The sequence below is a fragment of the Bacillus sp. FSL M7-1345 genome, assembly GCF_038006985.1.
Lineage (GTDB): Bacteria > Bacillota > Bacilli > Bacillales > Bacillaceae_G > Bacillus_A > Bacillus_A cereus_U.
In genome coordinates this window covers 1307336-1324343 of record NZ_JBBOWG010000001.1, presented here as the reverse complement: position 1 = coordinate 1324343, position 17008 = coordinate 1307336, and the positions used below count along the sequence as shown (strand labels likewise).

Here is a 17008-nt window from a genome sequence, read left to right as displayed (position 1 = left end):
CATGTCAATAATAAAAAGGATGCAAAATTGCATCCTTTAATGTACGATATTTTTCTTCTGCAACGTTTCCTCTTTTTCCTCTTCCACTTGGCACTCACCACGAAAAGCACAACTCATGCACTCAGAACGAAAATGACGCTCTGTGTAGTGCTCAGGTTGCTGTAACATTTCTTTCATTCTAAATAAATCATCCATTCCAGTTATAATATCTTCCTGTTTCGGAATGTACTCATACTTAGTTCCTTCTATTAAATTAATAACTTCAATTTTCCCTGGAAGAATACCGAAAGATTTATAACTAAACACAGTCATTAACTTCTGACAAAGAGCTAGCATTTCTTCATTTGCATCAACAACATACTTTTTAATTGTAAATGATTCTGTACTCCACTCACCAACTTCAAATGTCAATGAAATATGAACGCCTAACTCTTCCAAATATGTTTGAAACTTCTCATATAAAAATAACGGCGGCGCCTGACTCTCATCTCTTTCAACAAACTGTAATAAGTGATCTGTTAGCTTCGCTAAAACAATATAATACTCCGCCTTTGAAGCAAACATATTAACCCTTACTTTTTTCCAATACTTTTCTATTAATATTAAAAGTACAATTTTCGTTTGTTGGCCCGCAGGTAGCGTGTAATATTCATTAATAATTTGATTCACAATCATTTGTGCTATTTGTTGCCATTCAAATGAAGATGGTTCTCTTCTTTTTATATGACGGAAATAAAATTTGTGTGGACAACGCATAAAATCATACAAATGGTAATCTGTCATCGTTTTGATTGCGATTTTTTCATGCAATTGCTCTTCATCTCCCTTCTGCCATTAAGAAAGGTGTTTTACAAATTCAGCTCCAAACTGTAAACATTTTTCTACATCTTCATCTTCTGGCGTTAATTCTACTTTCAATCCGTCTAACACAACTGCTGCCCCGCGCTCCTGCAGCTTTTCTATTAAAATATCAACCGCTACCCCGTATTTTGGATAACCTGAATCACATGACCCGAATACTGCCGCTTTTTTCCCAGTTAAATCAATAGAATCCATTGCGTCATAAAAATCTAAAAAATCATCCGGAAGATCACCATCTCCCCAAGTATAAGCACCTAAAATAATACCGTCATATTGCTCTAATATAGAAGCTTCTGGTGAATCCATAATATCAATGACTTCAATTTCATTTTCTGTTTCACGAATTGCACCCGCAATATGATCAGCCATTTCCTCCGTATTTCCACTCATACTTGCAAAAATCATTACTAACTTACTCAACTGAACCTCTCCTTTTACCTTGTATCTCTTTTTCTGTTGGAAGTGTACTCTTCTCATCTACATATTCAGAACGAATTATATTTCGTTGCCATTCAATATGCTTATCAACATCTTTATTTTTTAATCCCCTTCGTAAAAGGTGAAATGTTTTTCTCATTAAGGTTCCTCATCTACTTCATTGATAATAATTATCAATTTCAATTATATCATTAGATTAATTGAAATTGATTATCAAAGTCAATAACTATTTTTAAAAAAATAGTTAAAATGTACAAGCTTGTCCGTTAGCTATTCATATACTATAAATGAGCATAGTTCTTTCTCAGCCCTCTCTGACGGAAGAAATAGAAGCAACTGCGATAGAGCGCAGTTGCCTTTTTTTATACTTTTCTATGATTTTAGTAACCTTATCGTTGTTTCTAAAAATAATTCTACTCCATAAATTAAAGCTGATTCATCTACATCAAATTTCGGATGATGATGTGGATAACAAGTATCAATATTTTTATTCCCTGTTCCTAATTTAATGAAACAACCAGGTGCTTTTCTTAAATACGCTGAAAAATCTTCTCCTCCCATAGAAGGTTCAAGATGCACAATACGCGGATTTCCGAACAATTTTATCGCACTTTTTTCTACTATTTTCGTAATGTACTCATTATTAACAACTGGATCATATCCGTAACGATACGTATATGTATAATCCCCTCCATGCGCTTCTGTAATTCCTTTCACAATTTGCTCAATTTTCTCTTTTGCTTCCTCTCTTAATGTTTGATTAAAAGATCGCACAGTTCCCATTAAAGCTGCTGTATTTGGAATGATATTATCGGCAATCCCCCCATGAAATTGTGTAACTGACACTACTCTATGCATAAAAGCACTTGTATTTCTTGATACGATATGTTGTAAATTTGTAATAATTTGTGCTCCGATAGCAATAGGATCTATCGTTTCTTCTGGTCGTGCCGCATGACCGCCCTTTCCTAAAATTTCAATTGTAAATACATCTGGTGCTGCCATCATAGGGCCATATACAATTCCTACCTTCCCACTTTCTAATCCAGACATAACGTGCAAACCTATTACATAATCGACGCCGTCCATAACACCGGCCTCCACCATTTCTTGTCCGCCACCGGGATACACTTCCTCTGCGTGTTGAAAGAACAGACGGATTTCGCCTGCAAAATCTTCCTTCATATTTGATAGCGCTTCTGCTGTACTTAACAAAATAGCTGCATGAGCATCATGCCCACATGCATGCATCATCCCTTTATTCACAGACGCATAAGATTTCCTTGTCTCCTCTTGAATTGGTAAAGCATCTATATCCGCTCGAATCGCAACTACTTTCCCTTGTTCCGTTCCTCTTTTAATTGCTAGTACACTGTACTTCGTTGGTCTCGTTACTTCAAAAGAAGAAAATGAGCATAATGTATCATATATAAATTGCGAAGTTTCTTTTTCATGAAACGATAATTCCGGATACTTATGGAAATGCCGTCTCCATTCCATAATATTTTCTTCTGAAATAAGACTCTTCCACACTCTATTCATGATAATTTCCTCCTTTTAAAAAGATCTAGTAATTTAAAGTTTGCTCAGTCTCTACCGATTAATAAAAAACAAATATTATATTTTCACGTATTCTTATAGTCCACTTTTATGTATTCACACAATCCACTTTCTATTTACATGTCAAACCCATTACAAATTCATGCTGAATGTAATATAATTGCTAAGTTAGGGATTTTCTTTTTTAGTATTTAGTGCTAATATCAGAAAAGAGCCTTTTGACTTATTTTTACCTAAAATGTGGGATTTTGTTTTTTTCACAATAATGTAGGACATGATACCTACAAAGAGCTATTATTTCATTAAGCGAGGGAAAGACATGGAAAGATTAAAAGAGATATGGTCTCAACCACTCACACAATGGGTTGCAAAGACGGTTTATTACCTTGCAATTTTATTTGCATTACTTTGGTTGTATGGATTCCATGATACAAACACAAGTACATTTATTTACAATGAATTCTAGGGTGGGAACGTTATGAAGTTATTAGAACAAATTGAAAAGTGGGCTGTAGAAACGCCTGATCAAACCGCTTTTGTTTGGCGAGATGCGAAAATTACGTACAAACAATTAAAGGAAGATTCTGATGCGTTAGCACATTGGATTTCTTCTGAGTATCCAGATGATCGTTCACCAATTATGGTTTATGGCCATATGCAACCTGAAATGATTATTAACTTTTTAGGTTGTGTAAAAGCTGGACATGCTTACATTCCTGTAGATTTATCTATCCCAGCTGATCGCGTACAACGTATCGCTGAAAATTCTGGTGCGAAATTACTTTTATCAGGAACAGAAGTAACTGTAACTGATTTACCAGTTCGTATCGTAAGTGAAGACAACTTAAAAGATATTTTCTTTACTCATAAAGGGAACATTCCAAATCCTGAACATGCGGTAAAAGGTGATGAGAACTTCTACATTATTTACACATCAGGAAGTACAGGTAATCCGAAAGGGGTTCAGATTACTTATAACTGTCTTGTTAGCTTTACAAAATGGGCTGTAGAAGATTTCAACTTACAAACAGGGCAAGTATTCTTAAACCAAGCACCTTTCTCATTCGATTTATCTGTAATGGATATTTACCCATCATTAGTAACAGGTGGTACACTTTGGGCAATCGATAAAGACATGATTGCACGTCCAAAAGACTTGTTTGCTTCTTTAGAGCAATCGGATATACAAGTATGGACTTCGACACCATCTTTCGCAGAAATGTGTTTAATGGAAGCCTCTTTCTCTGAAAGTATGCTACCAAACATGAAAACATTCTTATTCTGCGGTGAGGTGTTACCAAATGAAGTGGCTAGAAAATTAATTGAGCGGTTCCCGAAAGCTACAATTATGAATACGTACGGTCCAACAGAAGCTACTGTCGCTGTAACAGGTATTCATGTTACAGAAGAAGTGCTTGATCAATACAAATCACTTCCAGTCGGCTACTGTAAATCAGACTGTCGCCTTCTTATTATGAAAGAAGACGGCACACTTGCACCTGATGGTGAAAAGGGTGAAATCGTAATTGTTGGTCCAAGCGTAAGCGTTGGATATTTAGGAAGCCCTGAATTAACAGAAAAAGCATTTACCATGATTGATGGTGAGCGCGCCTATAAAACAGGCGATGCTGGCTATGTAGAAAATGGTCTTCTATTCTATAATGGTCGTCTTGATTTCCAAATTAAGCTTCATGGTTATCGAATGGAATTAGAAGAAATTGAGCATCACCTTCGTGCGTGTTCTTACGTAGAAGGAGCAGTTATTGTTCCAATTAAAAAAGGTGAAAAATACGATTATTTATTAGCGGTTGTTGTTCCTGGAGAGCATTCATTTGAAAAAGAATTCAAATTAACATCTGCAATTAAAAAAGAACTCAATGAGCGATTACCAAACTACATGATTCCACGTAAATTCATGTATCAATCTTCTATTCCAATGACACCAAATGGAAAGGTAGATCGCAAAAAATTATTGAGTGAGGTTACAGCATGACCGCATATGGATCATTTTATTTTTTCGCTATAGTAGGCATTTTATTAATACCTACTATCATAGCTGGATTTAAAGGTAAAATGTTGCGTAAATATAATGCCTTTTTAACATTAGTAATGCTTGTTATTATCTTCTCTGATAAACCGAAGCAAGCAATCATGTTAGCCGCATTTATTATTTGGCAATATGTCCTTATTAAAGGCTATTTAATGTTAAGAAAACAAAATAATAGTACATTCACGTTTTGTATAGCTGTTATTTTATCGATTTTACCGCTTATTTTGGCAAAAATCGCACCGTTTGTACCTGAGCTAAAGTTTGTTGTATTTTTAGGAATGTCCTATGTAACATTTAGAGCAGTACAAATGGTATTTGAAGTTCGTGATAACTTAATTAAAGAACTTTCCTTCTTTAATTTTTGGGAATTCATTTTATTCTTCCCGGCTATCTCAACGGGACCTATCGATCGTTACCGCAGATTCCAAAAAGATATTCAAAAGCCACCTAGTGCAGAAGAATATCAAAATTTACTATATACAGGGCTAAACCGTATTTTCCAAGGTTTCTTGTATAAATTTATTATTGCTTACTTAATAAAGCAATATTTTATGGATCCGGCATTCGCTCAGCAAGATACAATCCTATCAAATATGATTTACATGTATAGCTATAGCTTATATTTATTCTTTGACTTTGCTGGTTATAGCTCATTTGTAATTGGTGTAAGTTATATGATGGGGATTAAAACTCCAGAAAACTTTAATAAACCATTCATTAGTCGTAACATTAAAGACTTCTGGAATCGCTGGCACATGAGTTTATCATTCTGGTTCCGTGACTTTATTTACATGCGTTTCGTCTTTTTCGCAACGAAGAAAAAGTTAATTAAAAACCGTTACACAATTTCGTATATCGGTGCATTTTTAAACTTTTTCATCATGGGAATATGGCATATTACTGGTGAGCATGTGTATCAATACATTATTTATGGTCTTTATCACGCTGCCTTGTTTATCTTATTCGATATTTTCGAACGAAAAAACAAGAAGCATAAGTTTTGGCCAAACAATAAATTTACACACGTCCTTGCGATTGTAATTACGTTCCACGTTGTATGTTTCGGTTTCCTTATTTTCTCTGGACACCTTAACAGATACTTTTAATGCACCCTTCTTATTCTATTAAGAAGTTGCACATATAATATATTCGGATATGAAGGAGATTTTAAAAATGGCAGAATTCAAAGAGCAAGTATTAGATATTTTAGAAGAAGTATGTGAAAACGATATTGTGAAAGAAAACTTAGATGTTCAATTATTTGAAGAAGGTATTCTTGATTCTTTCGCTGTAGTATCTTTATTAGTAGAATTCCAAGAGCGTTTAGAGATTGAAGTTTCTATTTCTGATTTTGACCGCGATGAGTGGGCTACACCAAATATGGTTATTAAAAAGTTGGAAGAAATCCGATGAACAAAGTAAAATTTGGTCCGATGCTTTTAGCATTGGCCCTTTTTGCTGTATTCTTACTTATTCCTACGCGCTTCCTACTCCCACTTTTAAGTGATGAGAAAGTAGAACAAGCTGCGACTTCTTTAAAAGAAGAAAAGATTCAAAGTATGATTTTGCAGCAAAAGATGTTAGCAGACCCGAAATACCTTCCGATGTACGGTTCATCGGAATTCGCACGTATGGATGCTTTTCATCCATCGAATTATTTCAAAGTAAAGCCTGAAGGATTCACACCATTCCTACTTGGACGCGGCGGAACACAAGACCTTGTACATGTATTAAACTTCGCATCTACAATGGATCAATTGAAAGATAAGAAAATGATATTCGTTCTTTCTCCGCAATGGTTTGTACCACAAGGTATTGATGAGACACACTTTGCACCTAACTTTTCAAAACAACAAGGTTACCACTTCATTTTCAACGATGATTTAAAACCTGAAATGAAAAAACAAATTGCAAAACGCTTATTAAACTTTGAGATTGTTAAAAAAGAAACTTTATTAAAAATTTCGCTTGAAGGTATCGCCTACGATGATACAAAGTATAAAGTAAAAGCACTTGCTGCTAAACCTTTCGCTTATATTTATCGTAACATTCTAGATCGTAAAGATTTATTTACAGTTATGTTTAATATTAAGCCGCATAAAGAAAAGCTTGACCCATCATTGAAACAAATGAACTGGGAAGAAGCTCGTAAACATGCTGATCAAACAGGTGCAGTAGAATCAGGCTCTAACGAATACGGTATCGAAGATGATTACTTCAATAGCAAAATTAAGAAGAAATTAAAGCAACGTGAAGGTTACTTAAAAAATGATGCTTATGACCAATCACCAGAATATGAAGATTTACAAATTGTACTTGATTTATTAAAACAATCTGGCGCAAAACCGCTCTTCATTTCTGTTCCTGTAAAAGGTCCTTGGTATGATTACGCTGGCTTCCCGAAAGAAAAACGCGAATTATACTACAATAAAGTTCATGAGCAAATTAAGCAAGCTGGCTATCCAATTGCTGATTTCTCAAATCATGAATATGATAAGTACTTCTTAAAAGATCATATGCACTTAGGTTGGAAAGGCTGGGTTTACATCGACGAAGCTATCCAACAATTTTATAAAGCAAACTAACGAAAAGACCACTTGAATTATTCAAGTGGTCTTTTTCTATATACATCTTGTAATTGTTCAATTACGCTCTCTGCTTCTTTCACGACACGTTTCACTACATGCTGAGCTGATTCCGTTCGTGCTAATGATGATGCTTGTCCCGCCCAAAGCGACATATACTCTTCCTTATTTTGCTTCGCTGCTTCTTGACGTATTTTTGAAGTTAATACGTTTTGCACTGGATACATCGGTAAATTCTCTTCTCTTCCTTCATGTTTCTCTATAAATTCATTACGAATACCCCGTGCATATTTCCCGGAAAACGCACGGGTTACCGTTGTACTCGTATCTGTACTATGTAAAATCGCCTCTTTATACACGTCATGCGTAATACTTTCTTCACTCGTTAAAAAGGCTGATCCCATTTGAACGGCTTCTGCCCCTAACGCAAATGCCGCAACAAGCCCTTGCCCATTCATTACACCACCTGCTGCAACAATCGGGATATGAGGTACCTCCGCTACTAATTGCGGGATTAATGCAAATGTACCAATCATCGCATCTTGTTCTTTCCCAATAAACGTTCCTCTATGCCCTCCTGCCTCACTACCTTGCCCGACGATAATATCTACCCCTAACTTAGCAAGTGCTTTCGCTTCCGCTACATGGGTAGCTGTTCCGATAACTTTTATCCCTTCCTTTTTCAAATCATCTATTTCTTCTTTTTCTAACGTTTGAAATGCAAAACTAACGACTGGTACCTTTTCCTCTAATAATACTTGTAATTGTTCTTTATAGCTTTTTGGAAGTTTTAAAGTCTTTTCTTCTTCTATACCTAATTCTCTATTCACTCCACTAAGTAATACTTTCGCCTCGTTTACCTTCTCTTCTTCTATCTGTATCTCTTTCGTTAAAAGTAAATTAACACCGAAAGGCTTATTTGTTAGTTCCCTTATTTTATAAATCGCTTCACGGATTTGTTCTGGGCTCATATATCCTGCTCCAAGCGTACCTAATCCTCCGCTATTACTCACAGCTGCAACAAGTTCTGGCGTTGTAATCGCTCCTGCCATACCTGCTTGAATGATCGGATACTTAATTTGTAATATATCTATTACTCGACTTGTAAACATCATTTTCCCTCCTACTTTCCCTATACCTTCTTTATATGACATGCTTTCCCCTTCTTTTACAAGGATTGAACTTTCGCTCAAGCGAATATATTGAAAGAGAAGGAGGCTGAGAACAATGATTTATCCAAATGCGTTACAAAAAGGTGATACAGTAATGATTATTGCACCGTCTGGCCCACCAACACTTGAGAATGTATTAAAAGGTGTCAACGTATTACAAGAGATGGGTTTATTCGTAATAATTGGAAAGAGCGTTTATGAAAAGTATGGATATTTAGCTGGAAGTGATCAAGTTCGTCTTGATGATATACATGAAGCATTTACAAATACTGAGGTCAAAGCAGTCTTTTGTGCACGAGGTGGTTACGGCAGCGCTCGTCTCCTCCCTTACATTCAATATGAAATCATTCAACGGAACCCAAAGATTTTTTGGGGATATAGCGATATTACGGCTTTACATACTGCCTTTTCACGTTATGCAGAGCTTATAACTTTTCATGGTCCAATGATTGAAGAATTAGGAAAAGGTATAGATTCTCTCTCTTTATCTTCTTTCAATCAACTATTCCATCCGTATTCATCTATCTTATATGCATCAGAATGTATCGTACCTACCTCTCCATGTACAGTTACAGGCACATTAGTTGGAGGGAATTTAACTGTGTTAACAAGTATAATTGGCTCGCCCTATGAGATAAATACGTCAAATAGACTTTTATTGCTTGAAGATATTGGTGAAGAACCGTACCGCATTGACCGGATGTTAAATCAACTACTTTTATCTGGACAGTTTAATGAATGCAGTGGCGTTATTTTTACAAGTTGTCACGACTGCAACCCTTCTAAGCCATCTCAATCATTGCAAACAATATTATATGAATATTTCATGCCATATAATATACCTGTGTTATTCGGTTTACCGATTGGACATATAAGTCCAAATATCGGTATTCCCCTCGGAGCTACAGCAACAATAAATACAACTAACAAAACTGTTTCTATTTCTTCTGGTATAGCCACTCCATGTTCAAATTAAAAAGGAAAAGCTGCTAAGCTTTTCCTTTTACTTATAATAATTAAAGATTCGTCCTGATGCTATCTCTGCAATTTCTTCTGGAATAAATGTTTTACTCACATCTGTTCCAACATTTAATACAGCTGTAGCATCTTTCTCGATGCTACCCAATAATTCTTTTCCACGTATCGTAATAAGGGGTGTCCCTTCTGGCAACACAGCTTTTACAAATTCCAATTGTGTAAAGAATGGAACAATCCATCTACCCTCTCCTTGGAAATGACGTAAACGAAGTGTGCCTTCTGTTGCCCCGTCCTCTGCTTCTAATGAACCAGCAACATAAAACTCCGTTGTTAAGAGCAATTCATAAAATTCCTTTTGCTTTTGTTTATCATCTCCTGCTAAAACGAGTACTTCTTCTATTTTCTTTACTGGAATTTGCTCCATATGATGACACCCCTATTTTCAAAATGATTATACTTAGATTATACGAAATATTCTTATTTTTTTCTACATAATTCTGCAATTATTTTATCGAAATAGTTTTTAATATTTCTTTCGCCGTCACAATAGCAGCAAATTCATCATGCAAGTTTACAAGCGTCATATTGTGAATATCCTCTGCGCTATACTCTGTGCCATCTGGACCGATGCGGTTAAAAGTAGCCGTCGCGTCACTCACTACATACGTTGTAAATCCTAAATTACCTGACATCCGTGTTGTCGTCTCTACACAATGATTTGTCGTTAATCCTACAACTACTAAAGAAGTATAATCTTTTACTCGTAATATCTCTTCTAAATTTGTCCCAATGAACGCACTGTTAACAACCTTTTGAATAATAATCTCACCTGGTAATGGCCTCACTTCTTTTTTAAAACGTACTGTTTCTGCATCTAGATGAAACATTGACTCCACATTTTCTTTATTCACATGCTGAATATGAATAACTAGTAATTCTCTTTTTCTCCATTCTTCTAACAAAATTTTCATATTTTCTTCCGCAAAAAGGTTATTCCTTGTGCCCCAGTACGGTAAGTTAAATGCTTCCTGTACATCAATGATTATAAGTGCTGCGTGATTAAGCATATTATCCTCCTAGTTAATTGGGCTGTAATTGAAACAGAAAACCAAGTTGCTGTGACGCAGTAATAAAACAAATATAGGCACAAAGCTCTACAATTTCTTTTTCAGTCCAATATTGTTTTAATACATGAAACATATTATCATCTATCGCCTTTTGGTTATGAACAAATGCATGTGCAAAAGTAACGGCTACGCTAATTTCTTCTATCTTTTGTATAGCATCCGGCTTTCCCTTTGCCATACAGTACGGACATTCATTCCCAAACGCTAATGTTCTTCTTACTTGCTCCTTTAACTCTGCGGAAAGGGTCCCTGTACTATACAGTGTATTCTCTAACGTACTCCACGAATTTAATATATCCGGATTATGCCCTAATAATTTTTGAAACTTTGTATCTCCTATATTTGATAATATAATTCTCTCCATCATTTCCCCTCCTATTTCCCTCTTTTTTATTGTAAAATAAATAAATAAAGCTCACTTTACATTTCATATGAATCTTAATTTATAATTTTCCTTTACAAAAATTATCATTTTACTGGAGGTATATTTACAAATGCAATTAGACCGTGTTGATCGAAAAATTTTAAATGAATTATATAATGATAGTCGCCTTTCGATGCGCGAATTGGCAAAACGAGTAAACTTATCCGCTCCGTCTACTACAGAGCGTGTTCGTAAACTTGAAAGTGAAGGAATTATTCAAAAATACACAATCGATATCAATTATAAAAAAGCAGGACTTGTTTTAGATTGTATTTTAGAAATCACTTTAAAAAATGGTGATACAACACGTATGCAACAGTTTATTCAGTCTTATCCATCTGCGAGTTTTTGTTACCGAGTAACAGGAAGCTTATGCTACATTGTAAAAATCTCTGTTCCTTCACTCGTTGAACTTGAAGAATTTATCAATGATGTTTCTTCATATGCAACGACAGTTTCTCATATCGTATTATCAGAAGTAGCTCTTACTCCGGATATTGAACATATCTTCCCAGAAGATTAATTCATCTTTATTCACAAAAAAGAGTAAAAACCTCTTACATTGAGAATAAAAATGATATATCATGTATTAAAATACACAAAGTTCGAGAAAGGGGCTTTACATTGAAAATCTGGTTTTATGAAAAAACGGCACAATTAGATGACTTGCTTGGTATTTGGGACAATGTTCCGACCATCCCTCGAATTGGTGAAAAAGTTGAACTTCTAAAAACCGTTCGGATCGTTACAGATATTAAATACGTGAAAAACGGAAATAACTTCCGGGTAGAGATTATTACAAATTAAAAAGTAGCTCTCCTTTTCATACTGGAGAGCTACTTTTTCATGGCCTATAATCCGCCTTTTTTATAATAATCTTATCTTCTTCTACAGCTATTGTTACATACTCATTTTCTTCTAACTTGAGCTGGTTGACAACCTCATCTGGCAGTTCCACCGCCATCAATCTATTCGTTAGTATAACTTGGCTATACATTTCATTTTCACGTGATGAATTCATCACTTTTTCTTCATTTATTAAGCGAAGCGGTGGCACACCTACTTCTTTTACAGTACGCCATTGTTTCCAAGTAAAAGGAATTAACCATAATAAACCGATAATCGCAAGACCAATGCCGATCCATAAATTACTTTGTGCTTGTAATTCAGTAATCGAAATTGCGTCACTTCCATCTCCACCTACAAATTGCATACTCGTTGCAATCAAATTATTTAGAGCATGCACAGCAATATTCGTCCATATATTTTTTGTCTTTATGTATAGAAGGCACATAATAACACCGAACATGAAAGCACCGATAACATCAAAATGGCCTAGTCCAAAAATAAGAGAGGATATAATAACTGCACGTTTAATCCCCCATTTGTAAGCCATTCGTTGTAAGAAAAAACCTCTAAAAATAACCTCTTCCATTATTGGGGCTAATACACATGCTGAAATGAAAGTAAATATCGTCATGTATATGTTACTCGTATTAATTACATTTCCATCTTCTAACATAGTAACTAAGAAATTTGGTACAGTATGTGCTAAAATATAAAATTGAATTTGAGATATACCGACTGAAAAAATTATTCCCATTATCGTTGCTAATACAATTAAACCCCAATGTAAACGTCCGGGTTTATCAAAAAAACTTTTAAAAACAACATTATTTTTACTTGTTTTTAAATATAGCCACAATAGTGGAACTGCGAAAAAGATTGATATTTGTGACAGGAACTCTATCGTATTGTCAGAAGCACCTGATAATCTTAATGGAATCATCGTCAGGAACATCCCTATAATCATCCATCCAAAAAAACTACGTAGCCTTATACGTGAAAATGCATATTGCATATTGAACACCTCCAGAGATGATATAAAATGAAACTTTAATCAGTGGGGGTTTTGTTCATCCCCCACTGATTATTAGTTGAAAATCTTCCTATTTTTCTCAAATAATTTCGGACAACATATCTATTAAATTATATAATAACGACCTTATTTGATATACGATATCGATGTTCTTCAACTTAGTTACAATTATATTCCTAAGTAAATATGTATTTGCCACACTTAAAAACTATATAAATCAAAAAAATTTGGTTAATAAAAATCCCCGTTAACACGGGGATTTTTTCTATTATAATACGTCACGTTTTTTGAATAATACACTTGATGCTACAAGTAATACTGCAAAGTATGCAACTACAAGTAACAATGAAGTTGTAAACGTAAATTCTGTAAATGGTGGTTCTACTCCGCCACTTACTAATTTATTGCTGTCGTAAACACTTAAATTTAAATGGAAGAACACAACAAATTTCGCTACACCTTTAGCAAACATTATTAGCACCATATTAATTGCTCCTTGCAAGAAAAATAGGAACAACGTAATAATTAATGGTAATACAGACTTTCTAAATACGTTTGCCAAGAAAAAGGCAAGAGTTGCAAAGAAGAACGGTGAAAGTACTTGATATAAAATGGACTTCATTATGATTCCTAACGTTAATTCTGTTTTACTACCATCCATTACAATCCCACCAATAATCATTGCGATTAACGTGCTAGCAAATATGATAAATAATATAGTAAGTAACACTGTAATATATTTAGAGAACAAAACTGTAATTCGTTTTCTAGGACGGATTAATAACTGCTTAATTGTACCTTTTTGAAACTCATCAGTAATTGTACGAGAAGCAATCGTAATTCCAAAAATTGTTGCAAACAAGGTAATTAAACCAATCTCTGAACTTACAAAATCTAAATATGATCCTTTAAACTCATGTCCTCCGCCCCATTTCAGCATCGCTAAAACTCCCAAAATCTCCAATGCTGCAATTACACCTATTAAAATATACATACCTTTTTTCGCATGTAACTTCAAAAATTCATTTTGAATTAATTTAAACATTACGCTTTCACTCCCCCTGTAATCGCTAAGAATTCATCCTCTAACGTTTTATTTTGAACAGTAACACCATATACGAGTACATCAGCATTTACTAGCTCTTTTACAATTTGCGGAATCTCTTCTTTCATTATAGGTGTCACAATTACATTCCCTTGTTCCTTACCTTTAATGATTTCATTTGCTTTCTGAACTTGATCTACTTCAAACGCTACAACTACCGTTTCATCATGCTTCGCTTGTTCATGTAAGTTATACTCTTGCACAAACTCACCTTGCTTTATAATAACGACGCGGTCACACATTAATTCAATTTCACTTAATAAATGACTTGATACAATGACTGCAATATTTTCTTCCTTCGCTAATCGTTGTAAATAGTCACGAATTTGGCGAATACCAGCTGGATCTAATCCATTTGTCGGTTCATCTAAAATTAATATTTTTGGCTGATGAAGTAACGCTTGTGCGATTCCTAGGCGTTGTTTCATTCCAAGTGAATATGTTTTCACCTTTTTATGAATGGCATGCTCTAAATCAACAAGCTTTATAATTTCAGCGATACGCTCTTTACTAATTGGGGTAATTGCCATGTTTGCAAACTGCTTTAAGTTTTGCATTCCTGTCATATAATCATATAGCTCGGGATTTTCTACAATCGCTCCAATTTGCTCTAGCGCCTTTTCACGCTCTGTGCGAATACTATGGCCACAAATTGTAATATCACCTTCTGTCATCGAAATAAGACCTGTCATCATACGAATTGTCATCGTCTTACCACTACCGTTCGGTCCAAGGAACCCGTATACTTCTCCTTCTTGAACCTCAAATGATAAGCCCCGAATAATTTCTGTCTGACCAATCTTTTTTCGAACATTTTCTAATTTCACTACTACGTTTCCCAATGCTGACTCCTCCTTTAGACTTCTAGTTTTTTGTCGATGATATAAGCAATTACATATACTAGTAAGGCACTAACAATTATCATAAAACTTATATTAAACATATTAAATCCATTTTCTTGAAACATATCAATAAACAGATTGTCACTTTCACTACGATATTCTACTCTTCGCAACCCTTGGAAAGCTGGAGCTAATTTTCCTAGCAATGTTGTCACTAAAGTAATCGATATACTTACTATTAGAGAAATAATGACAATCATTATATTTTGTATCTTCTTCTTCTTAGTAAGCAATTTAACGAGAGTAACTGCTAATAAAATTTGTAACACCGCAAATGAAAATTCAAACAAATCACTCATTGTGTATATTAAATTATTTATTATACCTGCTTGCATAACCTCTTTTGCATCTATATATACATACGTCGTAGGAAATGCTAATACATAACCCACATAGAAAAGAATTCCACATATTCCATGCCATATAGCCATTACAATAAAAAAGAAGATAAGGATAGAAAAAACATATTGTTTCCCAGATATCGCTGTAACCCGTAGCAATGGATTTGTTAGTAAACGTGAACACGACTTCATCGTTTGTAAAAACATATACAATACATAAAATATGAAGATCATAATAATAAATCCGAATATCGCTTCTTGTTTTATCACAGCTGTTTCACTCTTTTTTACAATCATTTGTGAAAATAAAATCGCTTCAATTAACACAAAAATTAAAAAAGTAACAATATATTTTTTCTTATTCACATTCCATAAATAAGAAAGTAACGACTTCACTTACTAAACACCTCCTTAAACAATTCATGAACTGCTTTCCCTCTCTGAAAACGTAGCTCTTCCACATTTTCATACAATACAATTTCTCCATCTTTTAAAAAGATTACTTCATCAAAAATATTTTCAACTTCATTTATTAAATGAGTTGAGATTAGTATCGTACAATCTTCTCTATAAAATTGTAGAATGAGATCCAATACGTGCTCTCTAGAAACGAGATCAATCCCGCCAAGCGGTTCATCTAGTACGTATAACTTCGCTTTCCTCGAAAATGTTAAAATAATTTGTAGCTTTTCAACCATACCTTTTGATAAAGCTGTAATTTTTTCTTCTAACGGTATTTTAAATTCCGCAATCGTATCTACCGCTTTTTGAATGTCGAAGTCTTTATAAAAATCTCGATAGAAAAATAAAGAATCTTTTACCGTCATCCAATCATCAAAGACTGGCTTATCAGACATAAATGAAACGATTTCTTTCGTCTCTAACCCTACTTTTTTACCGTTAATTGCTATACTACCTTCTGAAGGATGCTGCAGGCCTGCAATCATTTTCAATAACGTCGTTTTCCCGCTCCCGTTATCCCCAACAAGCCCAACAATTTTCCCTTCTGTAATCTCTATGTTTAATTTCCGGATTACTGCTTTCAATCCATATCGCTTCCATAGATTTTCTATTTTTAATAGCTCTGTCATTCGTTCTCCTCCCTTGTCTCATGTAATGAAGAACGAAGAATTGAAAGAATTTCTTCTTCTGAAAAACCTAAATTGTCCATTCCATCTATAAAAGAATGAAGTAATTCTTTCGCCATATCTTTTCGCAGATCCATAATTTTCTCCCCTTCATTCGTTACATATCGCCCCATTCCTCTACGTGTTACAACAACTCCATCTCGCTCTAATTCTTGAAATGTACGCTGAATCGTATTTGGATTTACTTGCAATTCACTCGCTAATTCACGTACGGAGGGAATTTTATCACCAGACAATAAATGTCCTGTTACAATTTCCTTTTTTACGTATTCCATTACTTGAATGTAAATTGGTGTGTTTGGAGAAAACTCGATTTTCATTTCTCCCCTCCTGTCTTAGTGTGTTAGTTAAATAGTACACTAAGACAAACTTCATGTAAATACTTCCAATTAAAAATGTAATAAAAAGGCAGTGTAACTTTTCGTTACACTGCCTTTC

The 17008-nt window shown here is 34.5% G+C and carries 22 protein-coding genes; 8 read left to right on the top strand and 14 right to left on the bottom strand.

All coding sequences use genetic code 11. The features are described from left to right. Nucleotides 1-36 precede the first annotated feature (36 nt). The 4 genes from MHB76_RS06880 to MHB76_RS06865 all read right to left on the bottom strand — a co-directional run bounded on the left by MHB76_RS06880 (nucleotide 37) and on the right by MHB76_RS06865 (nucleotide 2841). The gene (locus tag MHB76_RS06880; RefSeq protein WP_340986062.1) at nucleotides 37-810 is read right to left on the bottom strand and encodes a hypothetical protein; all 774 of its coding nucleotides are present in this window, start codon (nucleotides 808-810) and stop codon (nucleotides 37-39) included. A gap of 24 nt (nucleotides 811-834) precedes the next feature. Beyond that, nucleotides 835-1281, bottom strand: a complete 447-nt coding sequence (locus MHB76_RS06875; protein ID WP_071151091.1) for a flavodoxin — start codon at nucleotides 1279-1281, stop codon at nucleotides 835-837. Next, the gene (locus tag MHB76_RS06870; RefSeq protein ID WP_002158699.1) at nucleotides 1274-1438 is read right to left on the bottom strand and encodes a hypothetical protein; all 165 of its coding nucleotides are present in this window, start codon (nucleotides 1436-1438) and stop codon (nucleotides 1274-1276) included. Before MHB76_RS06870 ends, MHB76_RS06875 begins: the two co-directional genes overlap by 8 nt. Before the next feature lie 233 nt (nucleotides 1439-1671). Continuing rightward, on the bottom strand, nucleotides 1672-2841 hold the full coding sequence (locus MHB76_RS06865) for an amidohydrolase (RefSeq protein WP_340986058.1): 1170 nt from the start codon (nucleotides 2839-2841) through the stop codon (nucleotides 1672-1674). 337 nt (nucleotides 2842-3178) lie between these two features. Here MHB76_RS06865 and MHB76_RS06860 point away from each other — a divergent pair, with 337 nt between their 5' ends. The 5 genes from MHB76_RS06860 to dltD all read left to right on the top strand — a co-directional run bounded on the left by MHB76_RS06860 (nucleotide 3179) and on the right by dltD (nucleotide 7494). Further along, nucleotides 3179-3325 carry a teichoic acid D-Ala incorporation-associated protein DltX gene (locus MHB76_RS06860; RefSeq protein WP_002011626.1) on the top strand — a complete coding sequence of 49 codons (147 nt, stop codon included), beginning with the start codon at nucleotides 3179-3181 and terminating at the stop codon, nucleotides 3323-3325. Between the two features lie 12 nt (nucleotides 3326-3337). Next, a complete protein-coding gene (dltA, locus tag MHB76_RS06855) occupies nucleotides 3338-4852 on the top strand; it encodes a D-alanine--poly(phosphoribitol) ligase subunit DltA (protein ID WP_002158701.1) in 1515 nt (504 codons plus the stop codon). Beyond that, nucleotides 4849-6015 carry a D-alanyl-lipoteichoic acid biosynthesis protein DltB gene (gene dltB, locus MHB76_RS06850; RefSeq protein ID WP_002158702.1) on the top strand — a complete coding sequence of 389 codons (1167 nt, stop codon included), beginning with the start codon at nucleotides 4849-4851 and terminating at the stop codon, nucleotides 6013-6015. The genes dltA and dltB overlap by 4 nt, the downstream gene beginning before the upstream one ends. A gap of 67 nt (nucleotides 6016-6082) precedes the next feature. Beyond that, nucleotides 6083-6322, top strand: a complete 240-nt coding sequence (dltC, locus tag MHB76_RS06845) for a D-alanine--poly(phosphoribitol) ligase subunit DltC (protein ID WP_002011622.1) — start codon at nucleotides 6083-6085, stop codon at nucleotides 6320-6322. Beyond that, the gene (gene dltD, locus MHB76_RS06840) at nucleotides 6319-7494 is read left to right on the top strand and encodes a D-alanyl-lipoteichoic acid biosynthesis protein DltD (RefSeq protein ID WP_002158703.1); all 1176 of its coding nucleotides are present in this window, start codon (nucleotides 6319-6321) and stop codon (nucleotides 7492-7494) included. The genes dltC and dltD overlap by 4 nt, the downstream gene beginning before the upstream one ends. Nucleotides 7495-7511: 17 nt before the next feature. Here the strand turns inward: dltD and MHB76_RS06835 are convergent, their stop codons facing one another. Then, on the bottom strand, nucleotides 7512-8648 hold the full coding sequence (locus MHB76_RS06835; RefSeq protein ID WP_078173235.1) for an NAD(P)H-dependent flavin oxidoreductase: 1137 nt from the start codon (nucleotides 8646-8648) through the stop codon (nucleotides 7512-7514). Between the two features lie 73 nt (nucleotides 8649-8721). Between MHB76_RS06835 and MHB76_RS06830 the strand changes: the two genes are divergently transcribed. Then, entirely contained in the window at nucleotides 8722-9642 is a 921-nt protein-coding gene (locus tag MHB76_RS06830; RefSeq protein WP_078173236.1) for a S66 peptidase family protein, read from the top strand. A 27-nt stretch (nucleotides 9643-9669) separates the two neighbouring features. Here MHB76_RS06830 and MHB76_RS06825 read toward each other — a convergent pair whose 3' ends face one another. The 3 genes from MHB76_RS06825 to MHB76_RS06815 all read right to left on the bottom strand — a co-directional run bounded on the left by MHB76_RS06825 (nucleotide 9670) and on the right by MHB76_RS06815 (nucleotide 11135). Beyond that, the gene (locus MHB76_RS06825) at nucleotides 9670-10068 is read right to left on the bottom strand and encodes an SseB family protein (protein WP_078173237.1); all 399 of its coding nucleotides are present in this window, start codon (nucleotides 10066-10068) and stop codon (nucleotides 9670-9672) included. 79 nt (nucleotides 10069-10147) lie between these two features. After that, the gene (locus MHB76_RS06820; protein WP_002201224.1) at nucleotides 10148-10711 is read right to left on the bottom strand and encodes a cysteine hydrolase family protein; all 564 of its coding nucleotides are present in this window, start codon (nucleotides 10709-10711) and stop codon (nucleotides 10148-10150) included. A gap of 13 nt (nucleotides 10712-10724) precedes the next feature. Further along, a complete protein-coding gene (locus tag MHB76_RS06815) occupies nucleotides 10725-11135 on the bottom strand; it encodes a carboxymuconolactone decarboxylase family protein (RefSeq protein WP_078173238.1) in 411 nt (136 codons plus the stop codon). Between the two features lie 130 nt (nucleotides 11136-11265). On the opposite strand from MHB76_RS06815, the gene MHB76_RS06810 reads away from it, so the two are divergent. Then, the gene (locus tag MHB76_RS06810) at nucleotides 11266-11718 is read left to right on the top strand and encodes an Lrp/AsnC family transcriptional regulator (RefSeq protein WP_002011610.1); all 453 of its coding nucleotides are present in this window, start codon (nucleotides 11266-11268) and stop codon (nucleotides 11716-11718) included. 101 nt (nucleotides 11719-11819) lie between these two features. Further along, nucleotides 11820-12002, top strand: a complete 183-nt coding sequence (locus MHB76_RS06805; protein WP_000707108.1) for a DUF3913 family protein — start codon at nucleotides 11820-11822, stop codon at nucleotides 12000-12002. Between the two features lie 37 nt (nucleotides 12003-12039). Here the strand turns inward: MHB76_RS06805 and MHB76_RS06800 are convergent, their stop codons facing one another. The 6 genes from MHB76_RS06800 to MHB76_RS06775 all read right to left on the bottom strand — a co-directional run bounded on the left by MHB76_RS06800 (nucleotide 12040) and on the right by MHB76_RS06775 (nucleotide 16890). Next, nucleotides 12040-13056, bottom strand: a complete 1017-nt coding sequence (locus MHB76_RS06800; protein WP_199710327.1) for a CPBP family glutamic-type intramembrane protease — start codon at nucleotides 13054-13056, stop codon at nucleotides 12040-12042. Nucleotides 13057-13342: 286 nt separating this feature from the next. Next, nucleotides 13343-14119, bottom strand: a complete 777-nt coding sequence (locus MHB76_RS06795; RefSeq protein ID WP_199710329.1) for an ABC transporter permease — start codon at nucleotides 14117-14119, stop codon at nucleotides 13343-13345. Then, nucleotides 14119-15021, bottom strand: coding sequence for an ABC transporter ATP-binding protein (locus MHB76_RS06790; protein WP_340986052.1), 903 nt, complete (start codon nucleotides 15019-15021; stop codon nucleotides 14119-14121). Before MHB76_RS06790 ends, MHB76_RS06795 begins: the two co-directional genes overlap by 1 nt. Before the next feature lie 14 nt (nucleotides 15022-15035). Further along, a complete protein-coding gene (locus MHB76_RS06785) occupies nucleotides 15036-15818 on the bottom strand; it encodes an ABC transporter permease (protein ID WP_078173241.1) in 783 nt (260 codons plus the stop codon). Then, the gene (locus tag MHB76_RS06780; protein ID WP_078173242.1) at nucleotides 15815-16513 is read right to left on the bottom strand and encodes an ABC transporter ATP-binding protein; all 699 of its coding nucleotides are present in this window, start codon (nucleotides 16511-16513) and stop codon (nucleotides 15815-15817) included. The genes MHB76_RS06785 and MHB76_RS06780 overlap by 4 nt, the downstream gene beginning before the upstream one ends. Further along, complete coding sequence (locus MHB76_RS06775) at nucleotides 16510-16890, bottom strand: GntR family transcriptional regulator (protein ID WP_078173243.1); 381 nt, start codon at nucleotides 16888-16890, stop codon at nucleotides 16510-16512. The genes MHB76_RS06780 and MHB76_RS06775 overlap by 4 nt, the downstream gene beginning before the upstream one ends. Nucleotides 16891-17008: the final 118 nt, after the last annotated feature.